Origin of the sequence: Oleisolibacter albus (assembly GCF_003336875.1) — a bacterium.
In the GTDB taxonomy this organism is placed as follows: Bacteria; Pseudomonadota; Alphaproteobacteria; order Azospirillales; family Azospirillaceae; genus Niveispirillum; species Niveispirillum album.
The window spans coordinates 75,013-93,903 of the sequence record NZ_QGNJ01000001.1 but is presented as its reverse complement, the minus strand read 5'-3'; the positions used below and the strand labels follow the sequence as shown (position 1 = coordinate 93,903).

Annotated in this window: 19 protein-coding genes; 7 read left to right on the top strand and 12 right to left on the bottom strand. The window is 69.3% G+C overall.

Annotated elements, in window-relative coordinates; translation table 11 throughout:
• The first annotated feature begins 44 nt into the window (after positions 1-44).
• On the top strand, positions 45-1,415 hold the full coding sequence (trmFO, locus tag DK368_RS00490) for a methylenetetrahydrofolate--tRNA-(uracil(54)-C(5))-methyltransferase (FADH(2)-oxidizing) TrmFO (RefSeq protein ID WP_114391592.1): 1,371 nt from the start codon (positions 45-47) through the stop codon (positions 1,413-1,415).
• A 64-nt stretch (positions 1,416-1,479) separates the two neighbouring features.
• Here the strand turns inward: trmFO and DK368_RS00485 are convergent, their stop codons facing one another.
• Both DK368_RS00485 and DK368_RS00480 read right to left on the bottom strand, forming a co-directional pair.
• Entirely contained in the window at positions 1,480-2,352 is an 873-nt protein-coding gene (locus DK368_RS00485; protein ID WP_114391591.1) for an NAD(P)-dependent oxidoreductase, read from the bottom strand.
• Between the two features lie 177 nt (positions 2,353-2,529).
• Complete coding sequence (locus DK368_RS00480; protein WP_193552232.1) at positions 2,530-3,375, bottom strand: phytoene/squalene synthase family protein; 846 nt, start codon at positions 3,373-3,375, stop codon at positions 2,530-2,532.
• Between the two features lie 189 nt (positions 3,376-3,564).
• Here DK368_RS00480 and DK368_RS00475 point away from each other — a divergent pair, with 189 nt between their 5' ends.
• The 3 genes from DK368_RS00475 to hpnE all read left to right on the top strand — a co-directional run bounded on the left by DK368_RS00475 (position 3,565) and on the right by hpnE (position 7,450).
• A complete protein-coding gene (locus DK368_RS00475) occupies positions 3,565-4,191 on the top strand; it encodes a superoxide dismutase (RefSeq protein WP_114391589.1) in 627 nt (208 codons plus the stop codon).
• 209 nt (positions 4,192-4,400) lie between these two features.
• Positions 4,401-6,143, top strand: a complete 1,743-nt coding sequence (hpnD, locus tag DK368_RS21880; protein ID WP_240002271.1) for a presqualene diphosphate synthase HpnD — start codon at positions 4,401-4,403, stop codon at positions 6,141-6,143.
• Positions 6,143-7,450, top strand: a complete 1,308-nt coding sequence (gene hpnE / locus DK368_RS00465) for a hydroxysqualene dehydroxylase HpnE (RefSeq protein ID WP_162305807.1) — start codon at positions 6,143-6,145, stop codon at positions 7,448-7,450. The genes hpnD and hpnE overlap by 1 nt, the downstream gene beginning before the upstream one ends.
• 21 nt (positions 7,451-7,471) lie before the next feature.
• Here the strand turns inward: hpnE and DK368_RS00460 are convergent, their stop codons facing one another.
• A complete protein-coding gene (locus DK368_RS00460; protein WP_114391588.1) occupies positions 7,472-7,849 on the bottom strand; it encodes an Mth938-like domain-containing protein in 378 nt (125 codons plus the stop codon).
• Positions 7,850-7,987: 138 nt separating this feature from the next.
• Positions 7,988-8,344: a preprotein translocase subunit YajC gene (gene yajC / locus DK368_RS00455; RefSeq protein ID WP_114391587.1), complete on the bottom strand. Its 357-nt coding sequence runs from the start codon at positions 8,342-8,344 to the stop codon at positions 7,988-7,990.
• Between the two features lie 303 nt (positions 8,345-8,647).
• On the opposite strand from yajC, the gene DK368_RS00450 reads away from it, so the two are divergent.
• The 3 genes from DK368_RS00450 to DK368_RS00440 all read left to right on the top strand — a co-directional run bounded on the left by DK368_RS00450 (position 8,648) and on the right by DK368_RS00440 (position 10,230).
• Positions 8,648-9,505 (top strand): ATP-binding protein, encoded by an 858-nt coding sequence (locus tag DK368_RS00450; RefSeq protein WP_114391586.1) that lies wholly within the window; start codon positions 8,648-8,650, stop codon positions 9,503-9,505.
• 159 nt (positions 9,506-9,664) lie between these two features.
• Complete coding sequence (locus DK368_RS00445; RefSeq protein ID WP_114391585.1) at positions 9,665-10,045, top strand: hypothetical protein; 381 nt, start codon at positions 9,665-9,667, stop codon at positions 10,043-10,045.
• Positions 10,042-10,230: a helix-turn-helix transcriptional regulator gene (locus DK368_RS00440; RefSeq protein ID WP_114391584.1), complete on the top strand. Its 189-nt coding sequence runs from the start codon at positions 10,042-10,044 to the stop codon at positions 10,228-10,230. Before DK368_RS00445 ends, DK368_RS00440 begins: the two co-directional genes overlap by 4 nt.
• A gap of 9 nt (positions 10,231-10,239) precedes the next feature.
• On the opposite strand, the gene DK368_RS00435 is transcribed toward DK368_RS00440, so the two are convergent.
• From DK368_RS00435 to DK368_RS00400, 8 genes are all read right to left on the bottom strand, one after another.
• The gene (locus DK368_RS00435; RefSeq protein WP_162305806.1) at positions 10,240-11,493 is read right to left on the bottom strand and encodes a peptidoglycan DD-metalloendopeptidase family protein; all 1,254 of its coding nucleotides are present in this window, start codon (positions 11,491-11,493) and stop codon (positions 10,240-10,242) included.
• Between the two features lie 5 nt (positions 11,494-11,498).
• Positions 11,499-12,167: a protein-L-isoaspartate(D-aspartate) O-methyltransferase gene (locus tag DK368_RS00430; RefSeq protein WP_114391582.1), complete on the bottom strand. Its 669-nt coding sequence runs from the start codon at positions 12,165-12,167 to the stop codon at positions 11,499-11,501.
• Positions 12,164-12,940, bottom strand: coding sequence for a 5'/3'-nucleotidase SurE (surE, locus tag DK368_RS00425; RefSeq protein WP_114391581.1), 777 nt, complete (start codon positions 12,938-12,940; stop codon positions 12,164-12,166). Before surE ends, DK368_RS00430 begins: the two co-directional genes overlap by 4 nt.
• Complete coding sequence (gene serS, locus DK368_RS00420) at positions 12,933-14,207, bottom strand: serine--tRNA ligase (RefSeq protein WP_114391580.1); 1,275 nt, start codon at positions 14,205-14,207, stop codon at positions 12,933-12,935. Before serS ends, surE begins: the two co-directional genes overlap by 8 nt.
• Positions 14,208-14,319: 112 nt before the next feature.
• On the bottom strand, positions 14,320-15,135 hold the full coding sequence (tatC, locus tag DK368_RS00415) for a twin-arginine translocase subunit TatC (RefSeq protein ID WP_114391579.1): 816 nt from the start codon (positions 15,133-15,135) through the stop codon (positions 14,320-14,322).
• A gap of 4 nt (positions 15,136-15,139) precedes the next feature.
• Complete coding sequence (tatB, locus tag DK368_RS00410) at positions 15,140-15,613, bottom strand: Sec-independent protein translocase protein TatB (RefSeq protein WP_114391578.1); 474 nt, start codon at positions 15,611-15,613, stop codon at positions 15,140-15,142.
• A gap of 50 nt (positions 15,614-15,663) precedes the next feature.
• Positions 15,664-15,915: a twin-arginine translocase TatA/TatE family subunit gene (gene tatA / locus DK368_RS00405; RefSeq protein WP_114391577.1), complete on the bottom strand. Its 252-nt coding sequence runs from the start codon at positions 15,913-15,915 to the stop codon at positions 15,664-15,666.
• A 175-nt stretch (positions 15,916-16,090) separates the two neighbouring features.
• Positions 16,091-18,790 carry a valine--tRNA ligase gene (locus tag DK368_RS00400; protein WP_114391576.1) on the bottom strand — a complete coding sequence of 900 codons (2,700 nt, stop codon included), beginning with the start codon at positions 18,788-18,790 and terminating at the stop codon, positions 16,091-16,093.
• Positions 18,791-18,891: the final 101 nt, after the last annotated feature.

Sequence of the window (18,891 nt, the reverse complement as noted above, 5' to 3'; positions counted from 1 at the left end):
CCAGCCCCTTGACGGGGACCCGCGGACGCGCCACTCCTCTGCCCATGACCCAGCAAGCCCCCATCCATGTCATCGGCGGCGGCCTCGCCGGCAGCGAAGCCGCCTGGCAGATCGTCCAATCCGGTATCCCCGTCGTGCTGCATGAGATGCGGCCGGTGCGGAGTACCGAGGCCCATCAGACCGACAAGTTCGCCGAACTGGTCTGTTCGAACTCCTTCCGCTCCGACGATGCGGAATACAATGCCGTCGGCCTGCTGCATGAGGAGATGCGCCGCTGCGGCTCGCTGATCCTGGCGGCCGGCGACCGGCACAAGGTGCCGGCGGGCGGGGCCCTGGCCGTGGACCGCGACGGCTTCTCCGCCGCCGTGACGGAGGCCTTACGCGCGCATCCGCTGGTGACGGTGGAGGTGGGCGAGGTCGCCGGCCTGCCGCCGGCGGACTGGGATAGCGTCGTGATCGCCACCGGCCCGCTGACCTCCCCCGCCCTGGCCGAAGCCGTGCTGATGCTGACCGGCGAGGCGCAGCTCAGCTTCTTCGACGCCATCGCCCCCATCGTGCATCTGGACAGCATCGACCTGTCCAAGGCCTGGTTCCAGTCGCGCTATGACAAGGTCGGCCCCGGCGGCACGGGCAAGGACTACATCAACTGCGCCATGGACAAGGAGCAGTACCAGGCCTTCATCCAGGCGCTGCTGGACGGGGAGAAGGGCGAGTTCAAGGAATGGGAGAAGAACACCCCCTATTTCGAGGGCTGCCTGCCGATCGAGGTCATGGCCGAGCGCGGCCTTGATACCCTGCGCTACGGGCCGATGAAGCCGGTGGGGCTGACCGACCCGCATACGGGCCGCCGCCCCTATGCCGTGGTCCAGCTGCGTCAGGACAATGCCCTGGGCACGCTCTACAATCTCGTCGGCTTCCAGACCAAGCTGAAATATGCCGAACAGGTGCGGGTGTTCCGCATGATCCCGGGTCTGGAGACGGCCGAGTTCGCCCGGCTGGGCGGCATGCACCGCAACACCTTCCTCAACAGCCCGCGCCTGCTGGATGCCAGCCTGCGCCTCAAGGCCATGCCGCGCCTGCGCTTCGCCGGCCAGATCACGGGCTGCGAAGGCTATGTGGAAAGCGCCGCCGTCGGCCTGCTGGCCGGCCGTTTCGCTGCCGCCGAGCGGCTGGGGAGCCAGCCGTCGATGCCGCCGCGCACCACGGCCATGGGGGCCCTGCTGGCGCATATCACCGGCGGCGCCAGCGCCGAGACCTTCCAGCCCATGAACGTCAATTTCGGCCTGTTCCCGCCGGTGGAGGCCCGCGGCCCCAACGGCAAGGAGTTGCACGGCAAGGACCGCAAGGCCGTCTACAGCCGCCGCGCCCTGGCCGACCTGGACGCCTGGCTGGGCCGGCCGGCGGCGGCCGAATAGTCCGCCCCGGGAAGCGGACGGCGAACGGCAGCCCCGGACCGGGCTGCCGTTCCCTTGATCCGGATCAGTTCCCCGCGCGGCGCTGGGCCACCCGGGCCAGGGCGGCCCAGTCCTTGGCCCCGTCGCCATGGGCGATGGCGTCCAGGAAGCCATCCCGCAGCAGGCTGGCCAGCGGCAGCGGCACGGCCCGCCCCTCGCCCGCCTCCAGCGCCAGCCGCACATCCTTCAGCCCCAGCGTCAGTTTGAAGCCGGCCGGCTCGTAGCGGGACTCGGCAATCTGGCCGCCATACCCCTTGTAGACCGGGGCGGCGAACAGCGTGTTGGTCAGGATCTCCAGCAGGTCCCCGGCCGCCACACCATAGGACGCGGTCAGGGCCGCCGCCTCGCCCATGCTCTCGATGGCCGAGGCGATCATGAAGTTGCCGGCGATCTTCACCACATTGGCCCGCACGGGATCATCGCCCAGCGGCCAGGTCTTCTGCCCCAGCACCTCGAACAGCGGCTGGACACGGCCGCGGGCGGCGGGGGCGCCGGCCGCAAGGATGTTCAGCCTGGCCGCGGCGGCGGCATCGGGCCGGCCGAACACCGGCGCCGCCACATAGCCCAGGCCCAGGGCGGCGTGGCGCTCGGCCAGCTCCTGCGCCAGGGCCACGGAGATGGTGGCCATGTTGGCATGCACCAGCCCCACCGGCGCCCCGTCCAACACGCCATTGTCCAGCAGCACCGCGCGCACGGCCCGGTCATCGGCCAGCATAGAGAGCACGGCATCGCCGGCGAAGGCGTCCTGCACCCGCCCGACCACGGTGGCCCCCTGCTCCGCCAGGGTCTGGGCGGCCCCCGGCGACCGGTTCCAGACGCGCACGCGGTGGCCCGCCTTCAGCAGATTGGCCACCATGGCACTGCCCATGGCCCCCAGACCGATGAAGCCGATATCCATGTCCCGTCTCCTTTCTGAACGAAATGCCGCCCTGGCACAGGCTGCTGAAACAGCACAGGCCGGGCGCCTGCTGCCGCGTCCCGCGGCAGCGCAGCCCTGCCGGAATCCGGGCGCATGGTTAACGCAGAAGCACGGGCGGGACTGTGACGGCGGTCGCAGCCTGCGTCTGCTCGAACGTTACCAGCGCCCGCTGAGGGCGGCCCAGCCCAGGCGCAGCTGGCGGGCCGGATGCGGCATCCGCACCCGGGGCGCCCAGGGGTCATGGTCGGCGCGGGCCAGGGTGCGCAGATAGAGATCGGCCAGCGTGGCCGGCAGCAGTGCCGGCAGGGCCGCCCGCGGCACCTGCCGGCGCAGGGTCCGCGCCTGATCCAGATGCTGTCCCGCCACCGCCGCCACCGCCGCCACCACCGGCCGGACGGCGGGTCCCGGCGCTCCGGTGAACAGGGCCGCCTCATCCAGCCCGTGCTGCTGCATCAGGGCCGCCGGCAGCCGCGACCGCCGCGCCGCGGCCAGGAAGGGCACGGCGCGCAGCTGGCCGGCCAGGGCCCAGGCGATGCCCACATGCCGGGCGGCCTCCAGGGCCGCGCCGGTCCGCACGCCCAGCACCTGCAAGGCCAGCTGCATCAGCGGAACCGAGGTGATCTCGGCATAGTTGACCAGACATTCCAGGCTGCTGGGCGCCTCGTCCTCCAGGTCGGCCTCGCGCCCGTCGATCAGCCGGTCGAACAGGGCGCGGTCCAGCCCGTGCCGCCGGACGGCCGCCGCCAGGGGCTGCAGCACCTCGTGCCGGCGGCTCTGGCCGGCATAGAGGGCCTCGATGCTGTCCCGCCACCATTGCAGGCGGATCTGGCCCAGCATCGGCTCGGTCACCACCTCGCGGGTCTTGGCGATTTCCAGATTGAAGGCATAGAGCGCGAACAGGTCCTCGCGCCGGTCGGCCGGGGCGAACAGGGCCGTGAGGAAACGGTCATTGTCGAAACGGCGCAGCTGCTCTGCGCTGGCGGAGAGGGAGGGGTCTGGCATGGTCATGGCGCCGGGGAGCGGAGGCGGGCGTTATAGGATGCGATGGCGGGCAAATGATAGCGTTGCATGCATGATTGCCCCTGCCGCACGGGTTGACCCCCGGCGGGTGGCGCCGTATCTCTGCACCAGCACCAGGCCGCCCCGCCCATCGACGGGACGTGCAACCACAGGAAAACAAGGAGCCTATTCATGGCCTTCACCCTGCCCGAGCTGACCTATGACACGGCGGCGCTGGAGCCGCACATCGATGCGCAGACCATGGGCCTGCACCATGGCAAGCACCACCAGACTTACATCACCAACCTGAACAACGCCCTGTCCGAGCACACCCAGCTGCATGGCCTGTCGCTCCAGGAGCTGATGAAGAAGGTCGGTGAGCTGCCGGAGAACATCCGCACCGCGGTCCGCAACAATGGCGGCGGCCACGTCAACCATTCCATGTTCTGGACCATCATGGGTCCGAACGGCGGCGGCGACGCCACCGGCGAGGTCGGCGCGGCCATCGCCCGCGATTTCGGCACTTTCGAGGACTTCAAGAAGAAGTTCAACGAAGCCGGCACCAAGCAGTTCGGCTCCGGCTGGGTGTTCGTCACCGCCGATCAGGCCGGCAAGCTGGAGATCGTGGCCCGTCCGAATCAGGACACGCCGCTGATGGAAGGCAAGTCGGTGCTGATGGGCAATGACGTGTGGGAGCACGCCTATTACCTGAAGTACCAGAACCGCCGCGCCGACTATCTGAACGCCTGGTGGAACGTGGTGAACTGGGACGCCGTCAACGCCCGCTTCGCCGCCATCAAGACCGGCGAGTTCATCTGATCCCCATCCGCCGTGATCCTGACCGGTCACGGCGGATCCGCTGTTGCCATGCCCCGATGGAGCCCCTCCATCGGGGCATGTGCATTTCCGCCGGTTCTATGGCCGTGCCGTGCATGGCTCGTCCATGCGTTCTAGGCCCACGCGCACCTTCACCAAGGTGGGGCTGTTCTGGCACAGTGGCGGGCCACGCCTGGAAACCGGGGACCACGATGGCCGATTTCCGCACCCTGCCCAATGCGGCCGACAGGGGCGAGCCTGCGGCACGCAAGACCGCTGCCGAGGAGAATTTCCCGGTGGCGTCGCGGCTGGTGCCCGCCCGGCTGCGCCCGCATGTCATGGCCTTCTATGCCTTCGTCCGTCTGGCCGACGACATTGCCGACGCGCCGCTGCTGGAGGCCGAGGTGAAGATCGCCCAGCTGGATGCGCTGGAGCGGGCCCTGGTCAGCGGCGTCGGCAGCCAACCCTGGCTGGCACCGGCATTGCAGCTGAAGGCCAGCCTGACGGCCACGGGTGTGTCCGGTCTGCATGCGCGGCAGATGCTCCAGGCCTTCCGCCGCGACGCCCAGGGCGGCCACTGCCGGCAGTGGGGCGACCTGATGCTCTATTGCCGTTATTCCGCCAATCCCGTCGGCCGCTTCCTGCTGGAGCTGCACGGGGAGGGCATGGCGCCGGCCCCGGCCGCCGATGCCCTGTGCACGGCCCTGCAGATCCTCAACCATCTCCAGGATTGCCGGGGCGACTGGGTCGAGCTGGGGCGCTGCTACCTGCCGCTGGTCTGGTTCGACGAGGCCGGGGGCCATCCCGAACAGCTGGTCGAATATGCCGCGACACCGGCCGTGCGGGCCGTGCTCGACCGCACCCTGGACCAGGTCGATCTGCTGCTGGAGCGGGCCAGCCCTCTGCCCCGCCTGATCCGCCATCCCGGACTGCGCCTGGAGGCAGCGGTGATCCTGCATCTGGCCCGTGCGCTGGGCCGTCGCCTGCGCCGCCAGGACCCGTTGGCCGGCCGGGTGGAGCTGGGCCTTGCGGGCCGCGTCGGGGCCACCCTGCGCGGCCTGCTGGATGGCCTGCGCCGCCGCCCGCCGGGACGCCCGTCGGCACGACAGACCGCCGCCGTGGGCGGTGAACGCGCCAGCACCTTCTACTGGCCCCTGCGCTTCCTGCCGGCCGAGCGCCGCCGGGCCATGTTCGCCGTCTATGCCTTCTGCCGCGCTGTCGATGATGTGGCCGACGGACCCGCCCCGCCCGAGGCCAAACGTTCGGCCCTGGGCGAGTGGCGCCGCCGCATCGACACGCTGTACACGGCACCGGAGCGGCTGCCCGGCGGCACCCTGGCCGCGCTGGGCGCCGCCATCCATCACTACCGCCTGCCCAAGGCCGAGTTCGAGGCCATCCTAGACGGCATGCTGATGGATGTGGAGGGGCCGGTCCGCGCCCCCGATCAGGCGACGCTGACGCTCTATTGCCGCCGGGTGGCCGGCGCCGTCGGTGTCCTGGCCGTCCGGGTGTTCGGCCGTGACGATGACGAGGCCGACCGTTTCGCCCTCGCCCTGGGCGAGGCGCTGCAACTCACCAACATCCTGCGCGATCTGGCCGAGGATGCCCGGCTGGGCCGGCTCTATCTTCCCGCCGAACTGCTGCAGGCGGCGGACATCGACCCGGCGCTGGGGCAGCGCGACCCGGATCTGGTGCTGGCCCATCCCCGTCTGCCCCAGGTCTGCGAAGCCATGGCGGCCCTGGCGGAGGAGCGGTTCACCCAGGCCCGCCTGCTGCTGTCGGGGGATACACGCTGCCTGTGGCCGGCCGTGGCCATGATGCAGATGTATCAGCGGCTGCTGCGCCGGTTGCAGATCCGGGGCTGGCAGGCGCTGGGCACCCGCCCCCAGCTCAGCCGGCTGGAGAAGCTGGGCATCGCGCTGCGCAGCGCCGCCGGACGACTGCCCGGCCCCTGATGCGCGCTGTCCCGGAGTTTGACCGGTCGATCTCCGGATCGGTGCATGTCATCGGGGCCGGCCTGGCCGGGCTGGCCTGCGCCACCCGGCTGGCGGAAGCCGGGCAGCCCGTCATCCTGCACGAGGCGGGAGAACAGCCGGGCGGCCGCTGCCGCTCCTATCACGACCGCACCCTGGACCGCACCCTGGACAACGGCAACCACCTGATCCTGGGCGCCAATCCGCATATTTTCCGCTATCTCGACCGCATCGGCGGCCGCTGCGGCCTGACCGCCGTGGCTCCTGCGGCCCTGCCCTTCCTCGATCTGGCCGACGGCACCGGCTGGACCCTGCGCCCCGGGCGGACGCCGCTGCCGCTCTGGCTGCTGGACCCGGCCCGCCGGGTGGCCGGAGTCGGGGCCGCGGCCCATCTCGATCTGCTGCGTCTGGCCCTGGCACCGCCCGCCGCCAGCGTGGCCGACAGGCTGGAGCGGGCGCCCCCTTCGTCCCGGCTGCTCTGGCGCCGGCTGTGGCGGCCGCTGGCGGTTTCCGTCCTCAATACCCCGGCGGAGACAGGCTCGGCCCGGCTGCTCTGGACCGTGGTCCACCGCACGCTCTTGCGCGGAGAGGCCGCCTGCCGCCCGCATCTGGCCCGCCACGGCCTGTCGGCGGCGCTGGTCGAGCCGGCCCTGGCCCTGCTGGCGGCCCGCGGCATGCCGCTGCATCGTCACAGCCGCATCCGCGCCCTGGAGATCAATGACGGCCGCGTCACCACCCTGCACCGGGCGGGGGATGCCATCGCCCTGTCCCCGCGCGATCGGGTGGTGCTGGCGGTGCCGCCGGAGGCCGCCGCCGCGCTGGTGCCCGGGCTGACCGTGCCCGACCGGCACCATGCCATCCTCAACGCCCATTTCCGCCTGCCGGCGCCGGTGCCGCTGCCCGGCGGCAGCCCGCTGCTGGGGCTGGTGGGCGGCACGGCCGAATGGCTGTTCCTGCGCGGCGACGTGGCCTCCGTCACGGTCAGCGCGGCGGACGCGCTGCTCGACCGGCCGGCGGAGGTGCTGACCCAATGTCTCTGGGCCGACCTGGGCCGTGCCCTGGGTCTGTCCGGCCCCTGCCCGCCCGTGCGCCTGATCAAGGAGAAGCGGGCCACCTTCGCCGCCACACCGGCGCAACTGGCCCGGCGGCCCGGCGCGCGCACCGCCCTGGCCAATCTGCTGCTGGCCGGAGACTGGACCGATACCGGCCTGCCCGCCACCATCGAGGGGGCGGTGCAGTCCGGCCATCATGCCGCCGACCTGCTGCTTACCGCCGGCGCGCCGGGCTGATCCACCGGACGGCGGCCGCGGTCAGATCGGCAGCAGGGCCGCCGCCACCCGCCGCCCCTCGGCCAGCAGCACATTGTAGGTGCGGCAGGCGGCACGGCTGTCCATGACATCCACCACCACGCCCTTTTCCTTCAGGGCACGGCGGATGGCGCCGGGCAGCAGTTCCATGCTGGCTCCGGTCCCGAACAGCAGCACCTCCACCTTCGGCTCGGCCGCGGCGACGGCGGCGAAACTGTCCGCCGTGACCTGGGCGAAGCCGTCCACCGCCCAGGCTTCTGTATGGTCGGGGAAGACGATGATCGGCCCCTGGTACAGCGTGTTGCTGACCCGGAAATGGCCGGGTGCATAGGTGTCGATGACCTGACGGTCGGCCGGGATGATGGGGGTGACGTCGATCATGGCGGAAGGCTCCCTTCGGCGGGTGATCCGGTCAGGTGGTCGCCAGCGGATGTCAGGTCCAGCCGGCATGGGACGGCCAGGGCACAAACAGAAAGGGCGGCCCCGGGGCCGCCCTTCGCGCGCCGGCAGGGCCGGTGCTTACTTCTTCTCGGCCGGCTCGGAAGCCTTGGCCGGCTCCGTCCTGGCCAGAACGCTCTGGATGGTGCTGCGCACGACGCGCACGCGCACATTCTCGGCGATTTCCACGGTGACGTCGTCCTCGGTACCGACCTTGATCACGGTGCCGACGATGCCGCCGCCGGTGACGACGCGGTCACCACGGCGCAGGGCCTCGAGCATCGTCTTGTGCTCCTTCAGCTTCTTCTGCTGCGGACGGATCAGCAGGAAGTAGAAGACGACGAAGATCAGCACCAGCGGCAGGAACTGGATCAGCCCGGCAGCGGCATCGGGCGGGGCACCGGCAGCCGTCTGGGCATAGGCCGTGGAGATGAACATGGGCACTCCTTGAAGAAAAGTCGGTCTTTCGCGGTCGCCGGGACTATACCTGCCGCACGACGGCTTGCAACGGTTTAGCCGTTTCCGCGACCCTTGGCCCCCACCCGCGACCCGGAGGGCGCCAGAAGCGCATCAACGCCGCCGCTGACATGGCCCCGTCGGTTTCCGCGCGCAAGGGGTGTTTGATCGTCCCCTGGCGGTCTCTCAAACCTGTCCCTCCCGGGCCGCAGGGGTTCTGTTGTTTATCGAAGCCGGTGGATGCAGGCAGACTATGGCAGTTCATGGCCTTTCCCGGGACATATCATGTCGTCATCCGAGCTGCTGCCGCTGCTGACCCGTATCGCCGATGCCCTGGACCGGCTGGCCCCGCCGACGCCGAAAGCCGTGGACCTCACGGCCGCCGACGCCTTCGTCTGGCGCGCCACCGACCTGCACCTGATCCCGGTCCGGCGGGTCAATGCCGTGGATCTGGCCCTGCTGCGGGGCATCGACCGCCAGCGCGACACGCTTCTGGCCAACACCGAGCGCTTCGCCCGCGGCCTGCCGGCCAACAACGCCCTGCTCTGGGGTGCCCGCGGCATGGGCAAAAGCTCGCTGGTCAAGGCCGTGCATGCCGCCGTCAACAGGGCCCGTCCCGGTGCCCTGGCCCTGGTGGAGATCCACCGGGAGGATATCCCCACCCTGCCCCGCCTGCTGGACCTGTTGCAGGGGGCGGGCCGCCGCTGCGTCCTGTTCTGCGACGATCTCTCCTTCGGCAGCGATGATGGGCACTACAAGTCGCTGAAGGCGGTGCTGGAGGGGGGAGTCGAGGGTCGGCCCGACAACGTGGTCTTCTACGCCACCTCCAACCGCCGGCACCTGATGCCGCGGGACATGATCGACAATGAGCGCTCCACCGCCATCAACCCGTCGGAGGCGGTGGAGGAGAAGGTCAGCCTGTCCGACCGTTTCGGCCTCTGGCTCGGCTTCCACAGCTGCGACCAGGACACCTATTTCGCCATGCTCGAGGGCTATGCCGCGGCCTATGGCCTGGACATCCCTCCCGACCAGCTGCGGGCCGAGGCGGTGGAATGGTCGGTCACCCGCGGCAACCGTTCCGGCCGCGTGGCCTGGCAACTGGTGCAGGACCTGGCCGGGCGGCTGGGCAAGCCGATCGCCTGACCGCGCCGCGATCGGATCGCGACTCAGCGCCGGGCGGCTGCCGGCCCGGCCGCCGCCAGGGCCGGATCCGCCGCACAGTCATCTGTAAAGGGTGCTTGACATCCCCTTGCGGGATCCTACAGTCCCCCTGCCAGGCCACGACCCGGCAAGGAGATCCCGATGTTCAAGCCCTCGCGTCATGTCCTGGAACTGGGCGCGGCGCTCCTGCTCTATGCCGGTCTGCTGCTGGCCTCCAATCTGGCCGACCGCGTTTTCCTGCCCACCGGGGCGGCCAAGCTCATTCTGGCCGTGACGCCGATGGTCGGCGCCGTGGCCGCGGCCTGGACGATCCTGCGCGGGGTTCGGCGCATGGACGAGTTGCAGCGCCGGGTGCAGTTCGAGGCCATTGCCCTGGCTTTCGCCGGCACCGCCCTGATCACCTTCGGCTGGGGCTTTGCCGAGAGCGCCGGGGCGCCGACACTGCGGGCCTTCGCCGTCTGGCCCATCATGGCCAGCCTGTGGGCGGCCGGCCTGTTCATCGCCAACAGACGCTATCAATGAAGAACAGTCTCCGCGACCTGCGCCAGGAACAGGGCTGGAGCCAGGGCGATCTGGCCGAAAGGCTGCAGGTCTCCCGTCAGACCGTCAACTCGATCGAAACCGGGCGATACGATCCCAGCCTGCCGCTGGCCTTCGCCATCGCCCGCCTGTTCGGACGCAGGATCGAGGAGATCTTCGAGCCCTGATCCCGGCCCTCAGCTCCCCAGCTTCTGCTTGGGATCGACCGGCTGTTCGCCCTTGCGGATGCTGAAATGCAGCTGCGGGGCGACGACATTGCCGGTCTGGCCGACGGTGCCGATGGTCTGGCCGCGCGTCACCTTCTGCCCCTCGGTCACACTCATCTGATCGAGATAGCCATAGACGGTGACCCAGCCATCGGCATGGCGGATCAGGATCAGATTGCCGAAGGACTTCACCTGGTTGCCGGCAAAGACGACGGTGCCGCTCTCCGCCGCCATGACCGGCGTGCCCAGGGCGGCACCGATATTGATGCCGTCATTGCGCAACCCGCCCGGCTTCGGCCCGTAATCCGACAGGATCGGACCCTGCACCGGCCAGATGAACCCCTTGCCCGGCGGCGGTTTCGGGGCGGCCTGGACCGGAGCGGCGGGCGGTGTCGTGGAGGGAGCCGCCGCCACCTGCGGCGGCGGCTCGGCTTGCGGCGAATCGGCCGGGGCCGGCCGGCTGGGCGGCGTCACCACCGTACCACTGCTGGCCGTACCACTGCTGGCCGTGCCACTGCCGGCCGTGCCGGTGCCGCCCGTTGCCGTGCTGGCGGATGCGGCCGGCGCTGTCCCCGGCGGCGGCAGCGCCTCCGTCTCCACCCCCTTCTTGCCGACCACGGCCGATCCCGCCGCCGGGGCTGTCGTCACGGTCGTCGTCGCGGCCGGCGGCGACTGCCGGCTGGAGGTCGGCGGGGTGGCCGGCGAGGCCGCTGCGGGCGCGGATGGGCTGGATGGCGGCGGCAGTTCCGCCGTCTCCACGCTCGGCCGGGTCGCCCGGCTGGGCGGGGTGGTGGTGGCGTCCGGGCGGCGGGTGCCGCCGGCCTGGGCCACGGCGGACGCTGCCGGGCTGCGGCCCGGCAGCCGCAGGACCTGGCCCGGAGAAAGGGCGTAGGGGGGCTGGAGATTGTTGAAGCGCACCAGCGTGCTCATGTCCACCTGGTGGGCACGGGCGACGGCATAAAGCGTATCGCCCGCCTGCACCGTATAGTCCTGCACCGTCGGCAGGACCAGGCGCTGACCGGGGCTCAGAGCATAGGGCGGCTGCAGCCCGTTGGCCTCGATCAGGTCACGCAGCGGAATGCGATAGACGCGGGAGATGCCATAGACCGTGTCGCCGCGGGAGACGAAGATGGCATTGACCGGCGCCTGCGGGCGCGGCGGCGGGTCGCTGGCGCAACCGGCCAGCAACAGGGCAGCGAACATCCAGGGCAGCGCAGCTTTCACCGGTCTCATTCCTCAGGCACGGTCGTCCGGGCCGGTTCTCCAGCAATATCCGGCAACAAGGGGACGAAGCGCACGGGCCACAGCGCCTCGCGCTCCAGCCCGTCCTCGGTCTTGCGGAAGCGCACCACCTTCTGCTCCCGCCGGTCCGGCCCCAAAGGTATGACCATGATCCCGCCCAGGGCAAGCTGCCCGACCAGATCGGGCGGCGGTTCGCTCCCGCCGCCGGCGGTGACCAGGATCCGCTCGAACGGGGCCGCTTCCGGCCAGCCCTTCATGCCGTCGGCCAGCCGGGCGGTGATGTTGTGCAGGCGCAGGGTGCGGAACCGGTGCTCCGCCTCGGCCAGCAGCGGACGGTGCCGCTCCACCGTATAGACACGGCGGACGATCTTCGACAGCACGGCGGCCTGATAGCCGGAGCCGGTGCCGACCTCCAGCACCTTCAGCCGGTCGTTCAGCTCCAGCGCCTGGGACATCAGCCCCACCACCAGCGGCTGGCTGATGGTCTGGCCATGGCCGATGGGCAGGGCCGTGTCCTCATAGGCCTGATCGTGGAAGGTGGCGGGGACGAATATCTCGCGCGGGACCAGCTCCATGGCGCGCAGGACCCCGACATCGGTCACGCCGTTGCGCCGCAACAGCATGAGCAGCCGGATCTTGCGCGCCGCCGTGCTCACGAGAACGCCTCCCGCAATCGGTCCAGACAGGCATAATGCGTCAGGTCGAGATAGATGGGCGTGATCGAAATGCCGCCATGGGACACCACATGGATGTCGCTGTCCTCGGGCACTTCCGCCTCGCCGCGCACCGGACCGATCCAGAAATAGCGGCGGCCGCGCGGGTCGACACGCTCGTCCAGTTCATCGCCGATCTTGCGGTTGCCGTGCGGCACCACCTGGATGCCGCGCACCTGCTCCGGCGGGCAGTGCGGGAAGTTGACATTCATCAGCACATGCCGCGGCCAGTCGATGGCCATGGCCTTGCGCACCACCTCCGGCCCGAAGCGTTCCGCCGTATCCCAGTGAGGGGCGGCGTCACCCTGGATGCGCTGGCTCATGGCGATGGCGCGCACGCCCAGCAGCGTCGCCTCCATGGCACAGGCGATGGTGCCGCTGTAGGTGATGTCCTCGCCGATATTGCTGCCGTGATTGACGCCGGACAGCACCAGGGCCGGCCTGCGGTCGGCCAGAAGATGGTTCAGGGCCAGCAACACGCAATCGGTGGGCGTGCCGTCCACGGTATAGCGCTGCTCTCCCACCTGCTTCAGCCGCAGCGGCCGGTGCATGGTCAGGCTGTGGCTGGCGCCGGACTGTTCCTGTTCCGGCGCCACCACCCAGACATCGTCGGTCAGCGACCGGGCGATACGCTCCAGCACCTTCAATCCCGTGGCATGGATGCCGTCATCATTGCTGACGAGAATGCGGGTGCCGGTGAAATCAAACTCAGCCATGGGCCGCGATCCGCTCCAGACCGTTCATGTACGGCTTGAGAACGTCCGGAATCAGGATCGAGCCATCGGCCTGCTGGTAATTTTCCAGGACGGCGATCAGGCAGCGGCCGACGGCCACGCCCGACCCGTTCAGCGTATGGACGAACTGGGTGGTCTTGTCGCCCTTGGCGCGGAAGCGGGCCTTCATGCGGCGGGCCTGGAAATCGCCGCAGTTGGAGCAGCTGGAGATCTCGCGGTAGGTGTCCTGTCCCGGCAGCCAGACCTCGATGTCATAGGTCTTGCGGGCGCTGAAGCCCATGTCGCCGCTGCACAGGGTCACGGTGCGGAACGGCAGGCCCAGCCGCTTCAGGATGGTCTCCGCCGCCTCGGTCATGCGCTCATGTTCGGCCAGCGACTGGTCGGGCGTGGTGATGCTGACCAGTTCCACCTTGTAGAACTGGTGCTGACGGATCATGCCGCGGGTGTCGCGGCCGGCGGACCCGGCCTCCGAGCGGAAGCAGGGCGTGCGCGCGGTCAGGCGCAGCGGCAGTTCCTCGGCGTCGAGGATCGAATCGGCCACCAGATTGGTCAGCGGCACCTCGGCGGTGGGGATCAGCCAATAGCCGTTGGTGGTCTGGAACAGGTCCTCGGCGAATTTCGGCAGCTGGGCCGTACCGAAAGCGGCCTCGTCCTTCACCAGCAGCGGTGGCGACACCTCCTCATAGCCGAACTCGCGGGTATGCGTGTCCAGCATGAAGTCGCCGATGGCACGCTCCAGCCGGGCCAGCTGGCCGCGCAGCACGGTGAAGCGGGCACCCGACAGCTTGGCGCCCAGATCGGCGCGCATCAGGCCCAGCGCCTCACCCAGCTCGAAATGCTGCTTCGGCGCGGCGATGACCGGCGGCGTGCCGACGCGGCGGATCTCCACATTGTCGCGCTCATCCTTGCCGGCGGGCACATCGGCGGCCGGGATGTTCGGCAGGGCTGCCAGGAGGGCGTCGAGTTCGGCGCCGAGGCGCTTCTCCTCCTCCTCGGTGGCGGGGATGCGCTCCTTCAGCGACGCCACCTCGTCCAGGATGGCCTGCGCGTCCTTGCCCTCGCGCTTGTACTGGCCGATCAGCTTGGACGCCTCGTTGCGGCGGGCCTGCATCTCCTGGAAGGCGGTCTGGGCGGCGCGTCGGCGCAGGTCCAGATCCAGGAGGACGGCGGACCGGGGGTCCAGGCCCCGCAGGGCCAGGCCACGGTCGAACAGATCGGGGTTTTCGCGGATAGCGCGGAGGTCGTGCATGATCCCGGGTCGAACAAAAGGGAACGGGACCCGAGTTATAGAGCCAGCCGGCGGCAGGGTCCAGCGGCGGCAACCCCTGTCGCCACGCGCAGGCCCCGCCGGAACCGTGCGGTCAGAGTTCCGCCTCTTCCGCCGCCTCGGCCGCGGCCCGCTGCTTCTCGATGCGCCGGGCCATGAACACCGACACCTCGTAGAGCAGCAGCAACGGTGTCGCCAGGCCCACCTGGCTGATGACATCGGGCGGGGTCAGGATGGCGGCCACGATGAAAATACCGACGATGGCATAGCGCCGCTTCTCGGCCAGACCGGCGGCCGTCACCAACCCGGCGCGGGCCAGCAACGTCAGCAGCACCGGCAGCTGGAAGGCGATGCCAAAGGCGAAGATCAGCGTCATCACCAGCGACAGGTATTCGCCCACCCGTGTCTCGGCCACGATGGCCAGACTGCCATCCCCCCCGGCGGACTCGAAGCCGAGGAAGAACTTCAATGCCATCGGCATGATGAAGAAATAGACCAGGGCACCGCCCAACGCGAACAGCACCGGCGTCGCCACCAGGAAGGGCAGGAACGCCCTCTTCTCGTGCTTGTAGAGACCCGGAGCCACAAACTTCCAGATCTGGTTGGCAATGACCGGAAAGGCGATCAGCGCCCCAGCCCAGAAGGCCACCTTCACATAGGTGAGGAAGGCTTCCTGCGGCGCCGTATAGATCATGCGCCGGTTGGCCGCATCCGCCCCGTAGGCCACATAAAGCGGATACATCAGAAGTTTATAGATCTGCTCGGCGAAGAAGAAGCAGAGCAGGAACGCTGCGAACAGGGCGATGACGCTGTAGACCAGCCGGTTGCGCAGCTCGACCAGATGCTCCAGCAGCGGCATCTTGCTGCTGTCCAGCTCGTCGGGCTCGTCATGGAAGTCGGGTGCGGACATGGGCTCAGCCCCTCGTCTCGGGCTGGGAAAGATCGACCGGCGCCGGGGTTCCCGGTGCCGAGGGTGTGCCCGGCGGCATCGGCTCCGTCGTCAGGGCCGGGACAGCCGGCGTTTCCGGCACGGCGGCGGGCGCAGCCGGCGTGCCGGTGGACGCTTCCGGCCCGGCGGGCTTCGGCGTGTCCGCCAGCGGATTCGGCACGGTCAGGGACTCGCGCACGGCACCGTCGGGGTCGACGGCCTTCTCGATCTGGGCGGTGAGATTGCCGCTGCGGGCCTGTTCCAGCTGATTGCGCAGATCCTCCAGCTCGGCCTGACGCACCATGTCATCGACGCTGTTCTGGAATTCGCGGGCCAGCAGCCGCGCCTTGCGCACCCACTTGGCCGCGGTGTGCAAGGCCCGCGGCAGATCCTTGGGGCCGATGACCACCAGGGCCACCACCACGATGACGGCAAGTTCGGACCAGCCGATATCCAGCATTTATCAGGCGCCCAGGCAGTAGAAAGACGGGACCGGAACCGCGAGCCGCATCAGCCCTTGGCCGCCTCGTCCTTGGAGGATGGTGCCGACACCGGCGGCGTGACCGGTCCGGCGGGCGGCGGCACCGAAGCATCGGACCGAAGCACCTTCGGCTCCGCCTCCTCGTCGTCGTCCTTCAGCCCCTGCTTGAAGTTCTTCACGCCCTTGGCCACATCGCCCATGACCTTGGGCAGCTTGCCGGCGCCAAACAGGATCAGCACGATAAGCAGAATGATGAGAATCTGCCAAATACCGATGGACATTGAGCTTTCTCCGCTGTCCCGCTGAAAGCCGGACCGAGGCCGCGGATAATGGCAGAAAGGCCATGCCCCCGCAACGCAGCCGGCACTGGTTCCGATATGGGGCGCGCCCAGGCCAAGGCGAAGGGGCCGGCCTGCGGATTGAGGGCGCCCGGTCGGTGGGCGCCCTCAATCCGTCTTACCCCAGCGAGGCCAGGGCATCGGCCAGCTTGCCGCGCACCGTGTCGGCCTCGGCCCGGCGCTCGCGCTGCTCCTCGATGACCTCTTCCGGCGCCCGCTCGACGAACTGGCGGTTGGCCAGCTTGGCGTCGATCTTGCCGATCTCCTGCTCCAGCTTGCCGATCTCCTTGGCCAGACGCGCCTTCTCCTTCTCCACATCGATGAAGTCGGCCAGCGGCAGCACCAGCGTCGCCTCCTCCACCACGGCCTGGGCCGAACCCTTCGGCGCCTCGTCCGTGGTCAGGGTCACGCCGGACAGGCGGGCCAGCCGCAGGATCAGGTCGCGGTGGGTTTCCAGCCGGGCCTGGGTCACAGCGCCGGCACCGCGCAGCAGCAGCGGGATCTGGGCCGAGGGCGGCACATTCATCTCGGCCCGGATGGCGCGGATGGTGGAGATCAGCTTGATCACCCATTCCATCTCGCCGCTGGCGGCGGCATCGACCAGACCGGGCTGCGGCTCCGGCCAGGCGGCGGTGATCAGCATCCTGTCCGAGGCCCCACCCAGCTTCTCATTCAGTTCCTCGGTCAGGAACGGCATCAGCGGATGCAGCAGATGCAGGATGCGGTCCAGCACCCAGGCCGTGGTGGCGCGGGTTTCCGCCTTGGCCGCCTCATCCTCGCCATTCAGGATCGGCTTGGTGAACTCCAGATACCAGTCGCAGAAGCTGTTCCAGGCGAACTGGTAGATGGCGCCTGCGGCCTCGTTGAACTTGTAGCCCTCCATGGCCTCGGTGATGCGGGCGGCCGCCTGCTGCACGGCGCCGACGATCCATTTGTTGACCGTCAGCCTGACTCCGGCCGGATCGAAGCCCGGCAGCGGCGCCACCTGGTTCATCTCGGCATAGCGGGCGGCGTTCCACAGCTTGGTGGCGAAGTTGCGGTAGCCCTCGACACGGCTGACCGCCAGCTTGATGTCGCGGCCCTGGGCGGCCATGGCCGCCAGGGTGAAGCGCAGCGCGTCACAGCCATACTGGTCGATCACGGCCAGCGGATCGATGACGTTGCCCTTGGACTTCGACATCTTCTGGCCCTTCTCGTCGCGGACCAGCGCATGGATGTAGACCGTGCGGAACGGCACATCGCCCATGAAGTGGATGCCCATCATCATCATGCGGGCAACCCAGAAGAAGATGATGTCGAAGCCGGTGACCAGCACATTGCCGGGATAGTAGCGGGCCAGGTCCGGTGTCTTCTCCGGCCACCCCAGGGTGCTGAACGGCCACAGGGCCGAGCTGAACCAGGTGTCCAGCACGTCGGCATCGCGGGTCAGGGCGACACCGGCACCGAAGCGGGCCTCGGCCTCGGCGCGGACGGCCTCCTCCGTCTCGGCGACGAAGACGCTGCCGTCCGGCCCGTACCAGGCCGGGATCTGATGGCCCCACCAGAGCTGGCGCGAGATGCACCAGGGCTGGATGTTGCGCATCCACTCAAAATAGGTGTTCTCCCACTGGCGCGGCACGAACACGGTGCGGCCCTGCTCCACCGCCTCGATGGCCGGCTTGGCCAGGGTCTTGGCATCGCAGTACCACTGGTCGGTCAGCCAGGGCTCGATGATGACACCGGAGCGGTCGCCATGGGGGACGGTGTGCTTGTGCGGCTCGATCTTCTCCAGCAGCTCCAGCGCCTCCATCTCCTCGACCACGCGCTTGCGGGCCTCGAAACGGTCCAGGCCGCGGAACTCCTCCGGCACCGGCTCGCTGAACGGCTCCAGCCGGCCACCGACCTTGGCGGCATAGCCCTCGAAGCTGTCGAGGATGCGGCCGTCGCGGTCCAGCAGGTTGATCATCGGCAGATTGTGCCGGCGCCCGACCTCGAAATCGTTGAAATCATGGGCGGGCGTGATCTTGACCGCGCCCGAGCCCGTCTCCGGGTCGGCATATTCGTCGCCGACGATGGGGATCAGGCGGCCGACCAGCGGCAGCCGCACGAACTTGCCGATCAGGTCCTGGTAGCGCGGGTCCTCGGGATGCACGGCCACGGCCGTGTCGCCCAGCATGGTCTCGGGACGGGTGGTGGCGACGATGATGTGGCGCCCTTCCTCCCCCTCGATGGGATAGCGGAAGTGCCACAGATTGCCGTTCAGCTCCTTCTGCTCCACCTCCAGATCGGAAATGGCGGTGTGCAGCTTGGTGTCCCAGTTGACCAGCCGCTTGTCGCGGTAGATCAGGCCCTGGCGGTACAGCTCGACGAAGACCTTGCGGACGGCCTTGTTCAGGCCCTCATCCATGGTGAAGCGCTCGCGCGGCCAGTCGGGGCTGGCCCCCAGGCGGCGCAGCTGGCGGGTGATGGTGCCGCCGGATTCGGCCTTCCACGCCCACACCGTCTCCAGGAACTTTTCACGGCCCAACTGCTGCCGGGTCAGGCCTTCCTTGGCCAGATTGCGCTCCACCACCATCTGCGTGGCGATGCCGGCATGGTCGGTGCCCGGCTGCCACAGCGCATCCTGACCGCGCATGCGCTGGAACCGGATCAGCGCGTCCTGCAGCGTGAAGGTCAGCGCGTGGCCCATATGCAGGCTGCCCGTCACGTTGGGCGGCGGCATCATGATGGTGTAGGGCCGCTTGTTCGACTCGACATGCGCGGCAAAGGCGCCGGCATCCTCCCAGCGCTGGTAATGCTTGGCTTCCACATCGGCGGGATTGAAGGTCTTGTCGAGCATGTCCGGGCCTAACGGTCGAGGGTCGGAAGAAAGGGCTTCTGATAGAGCAACGGGGCGGCGCCATCAAGGCGCCGCCCCGCGGGAACCATACATCACCGGGG

Bases quoted from the DNA above. Each gene is read 5' to 3' on its own strand.
- trmFO (WP_114391592.1), top strand. From the start codon at position 45: ATGACCCAGCAAGCCCCCATCCATGTCATCGGCGGCGGCCTCGCCGGC.
- DK368_RS00485 (WP_114391591.1), bottom strand. From the start codon at position 2,352: ATGGATATCGGCTTCATCGGTCTGGGGGCCATGGGCAGTGCCATGGTG.
- DK368_RS00480 (WP_193552232.1), bottom strand. From the start codon at position 3,375: ATGCCAGACCCCTCCCTCTCCGCCAGCGCAGAGCAGCTGCGCCGTTTC.
- DK368_RS00475 (WP_114391589.1), top strand. From the start codon at position 3,565: ATGGCCTTCACCCTGCCCGAGCTGACCTATGACACGGCGGCGCTGGAG.
- hpnD (WP_240002271.1), top strand. From the start codon at position 4,401: ATGGCCGATTTCCGCACCCTGCCCAATGCGGCCGACAGGGGCGAGCCT.
- hpnE (WP_162305807.1), top strand. From the start codon at position 6,143: ATGCGCGCTGTCCCGGAGTTTGACCGGTCGATCTCCGGATCGGTGCAT.
- DK368_RS00460 (WP_114391588.1), bottom strand. From the start codon at position 7,849: ATGATCGACGTCACCCCCATCATCCCGGCCGACCGTCAGGTCATCGAC.
- yajC (WP_114391587.1), bottom strand. From the start codon at position 8,344: ATGTTCATCTCCACGGCCTATGCCCAGACGGCTGCCGGTGCCCCGCCC.
- DK368_RS00450 (WP_114391586.1), top strand. From the start codon at position 8,648: ATGTCGTCATCCGAGCTGCTGCCGCTGCTGACCCGTATCGCCGATGCC.
- DK368_RS00445 (WP_114391585.1), top strand. From the start codon at position 9,665: ATGTTCAAGCCCTCGCGTCATGTCCTGGAACTGGGCGCGGCGCTCCTG.
- DK368_RS00440 (WP_114391584.1), top strand. From the start codon at position 10,042: ATGAAGAACAGTCTCCGCGACCTGCGCCAGGAACAGGGCTGGAGCCAG.
- surE (WP_114391581.1), bottom strand. From the start codon at position 12,940: ATGGCTGAGTTTGATTTCACCGGCACCCGCATTCTCGTCAGCAATGAT.
- serS (WP_114391580.1), bottom strand. From the start codon at position 14,207: ATGCACGACCTCCGCGCTATCCGCGAAAACCCCGATCTGTTCGACCGT.
- tatC (WP_114391579.1), bottom strand. From the start codon at position 15,135: ATGTCCGCACCCGACTTCCATGACGAGCCCGACGAGCTGGACAGCAGC.
- tatB (WP_114391578.1), bottom strand. From the start codon at position 15,613: ATGCTGGATATCGGCTGGTCCGAACTTGCCGTCATCGTGGTGGTGGCC.
- tatA (WP_114391577.1), bottom strand. From the start codon at position 15,915: ATGTCCATCGGTATTTGGCAGATTCTCATCATTCTGCTTATCGTGCTG.
- DK368_RS00400 (WP_114391576.1), bottom strand. From the start codon at position 18,790: ATGCTCGACAAGACCTTCAATCCCGCCGATGTGGAAGCCAAGCATTAC.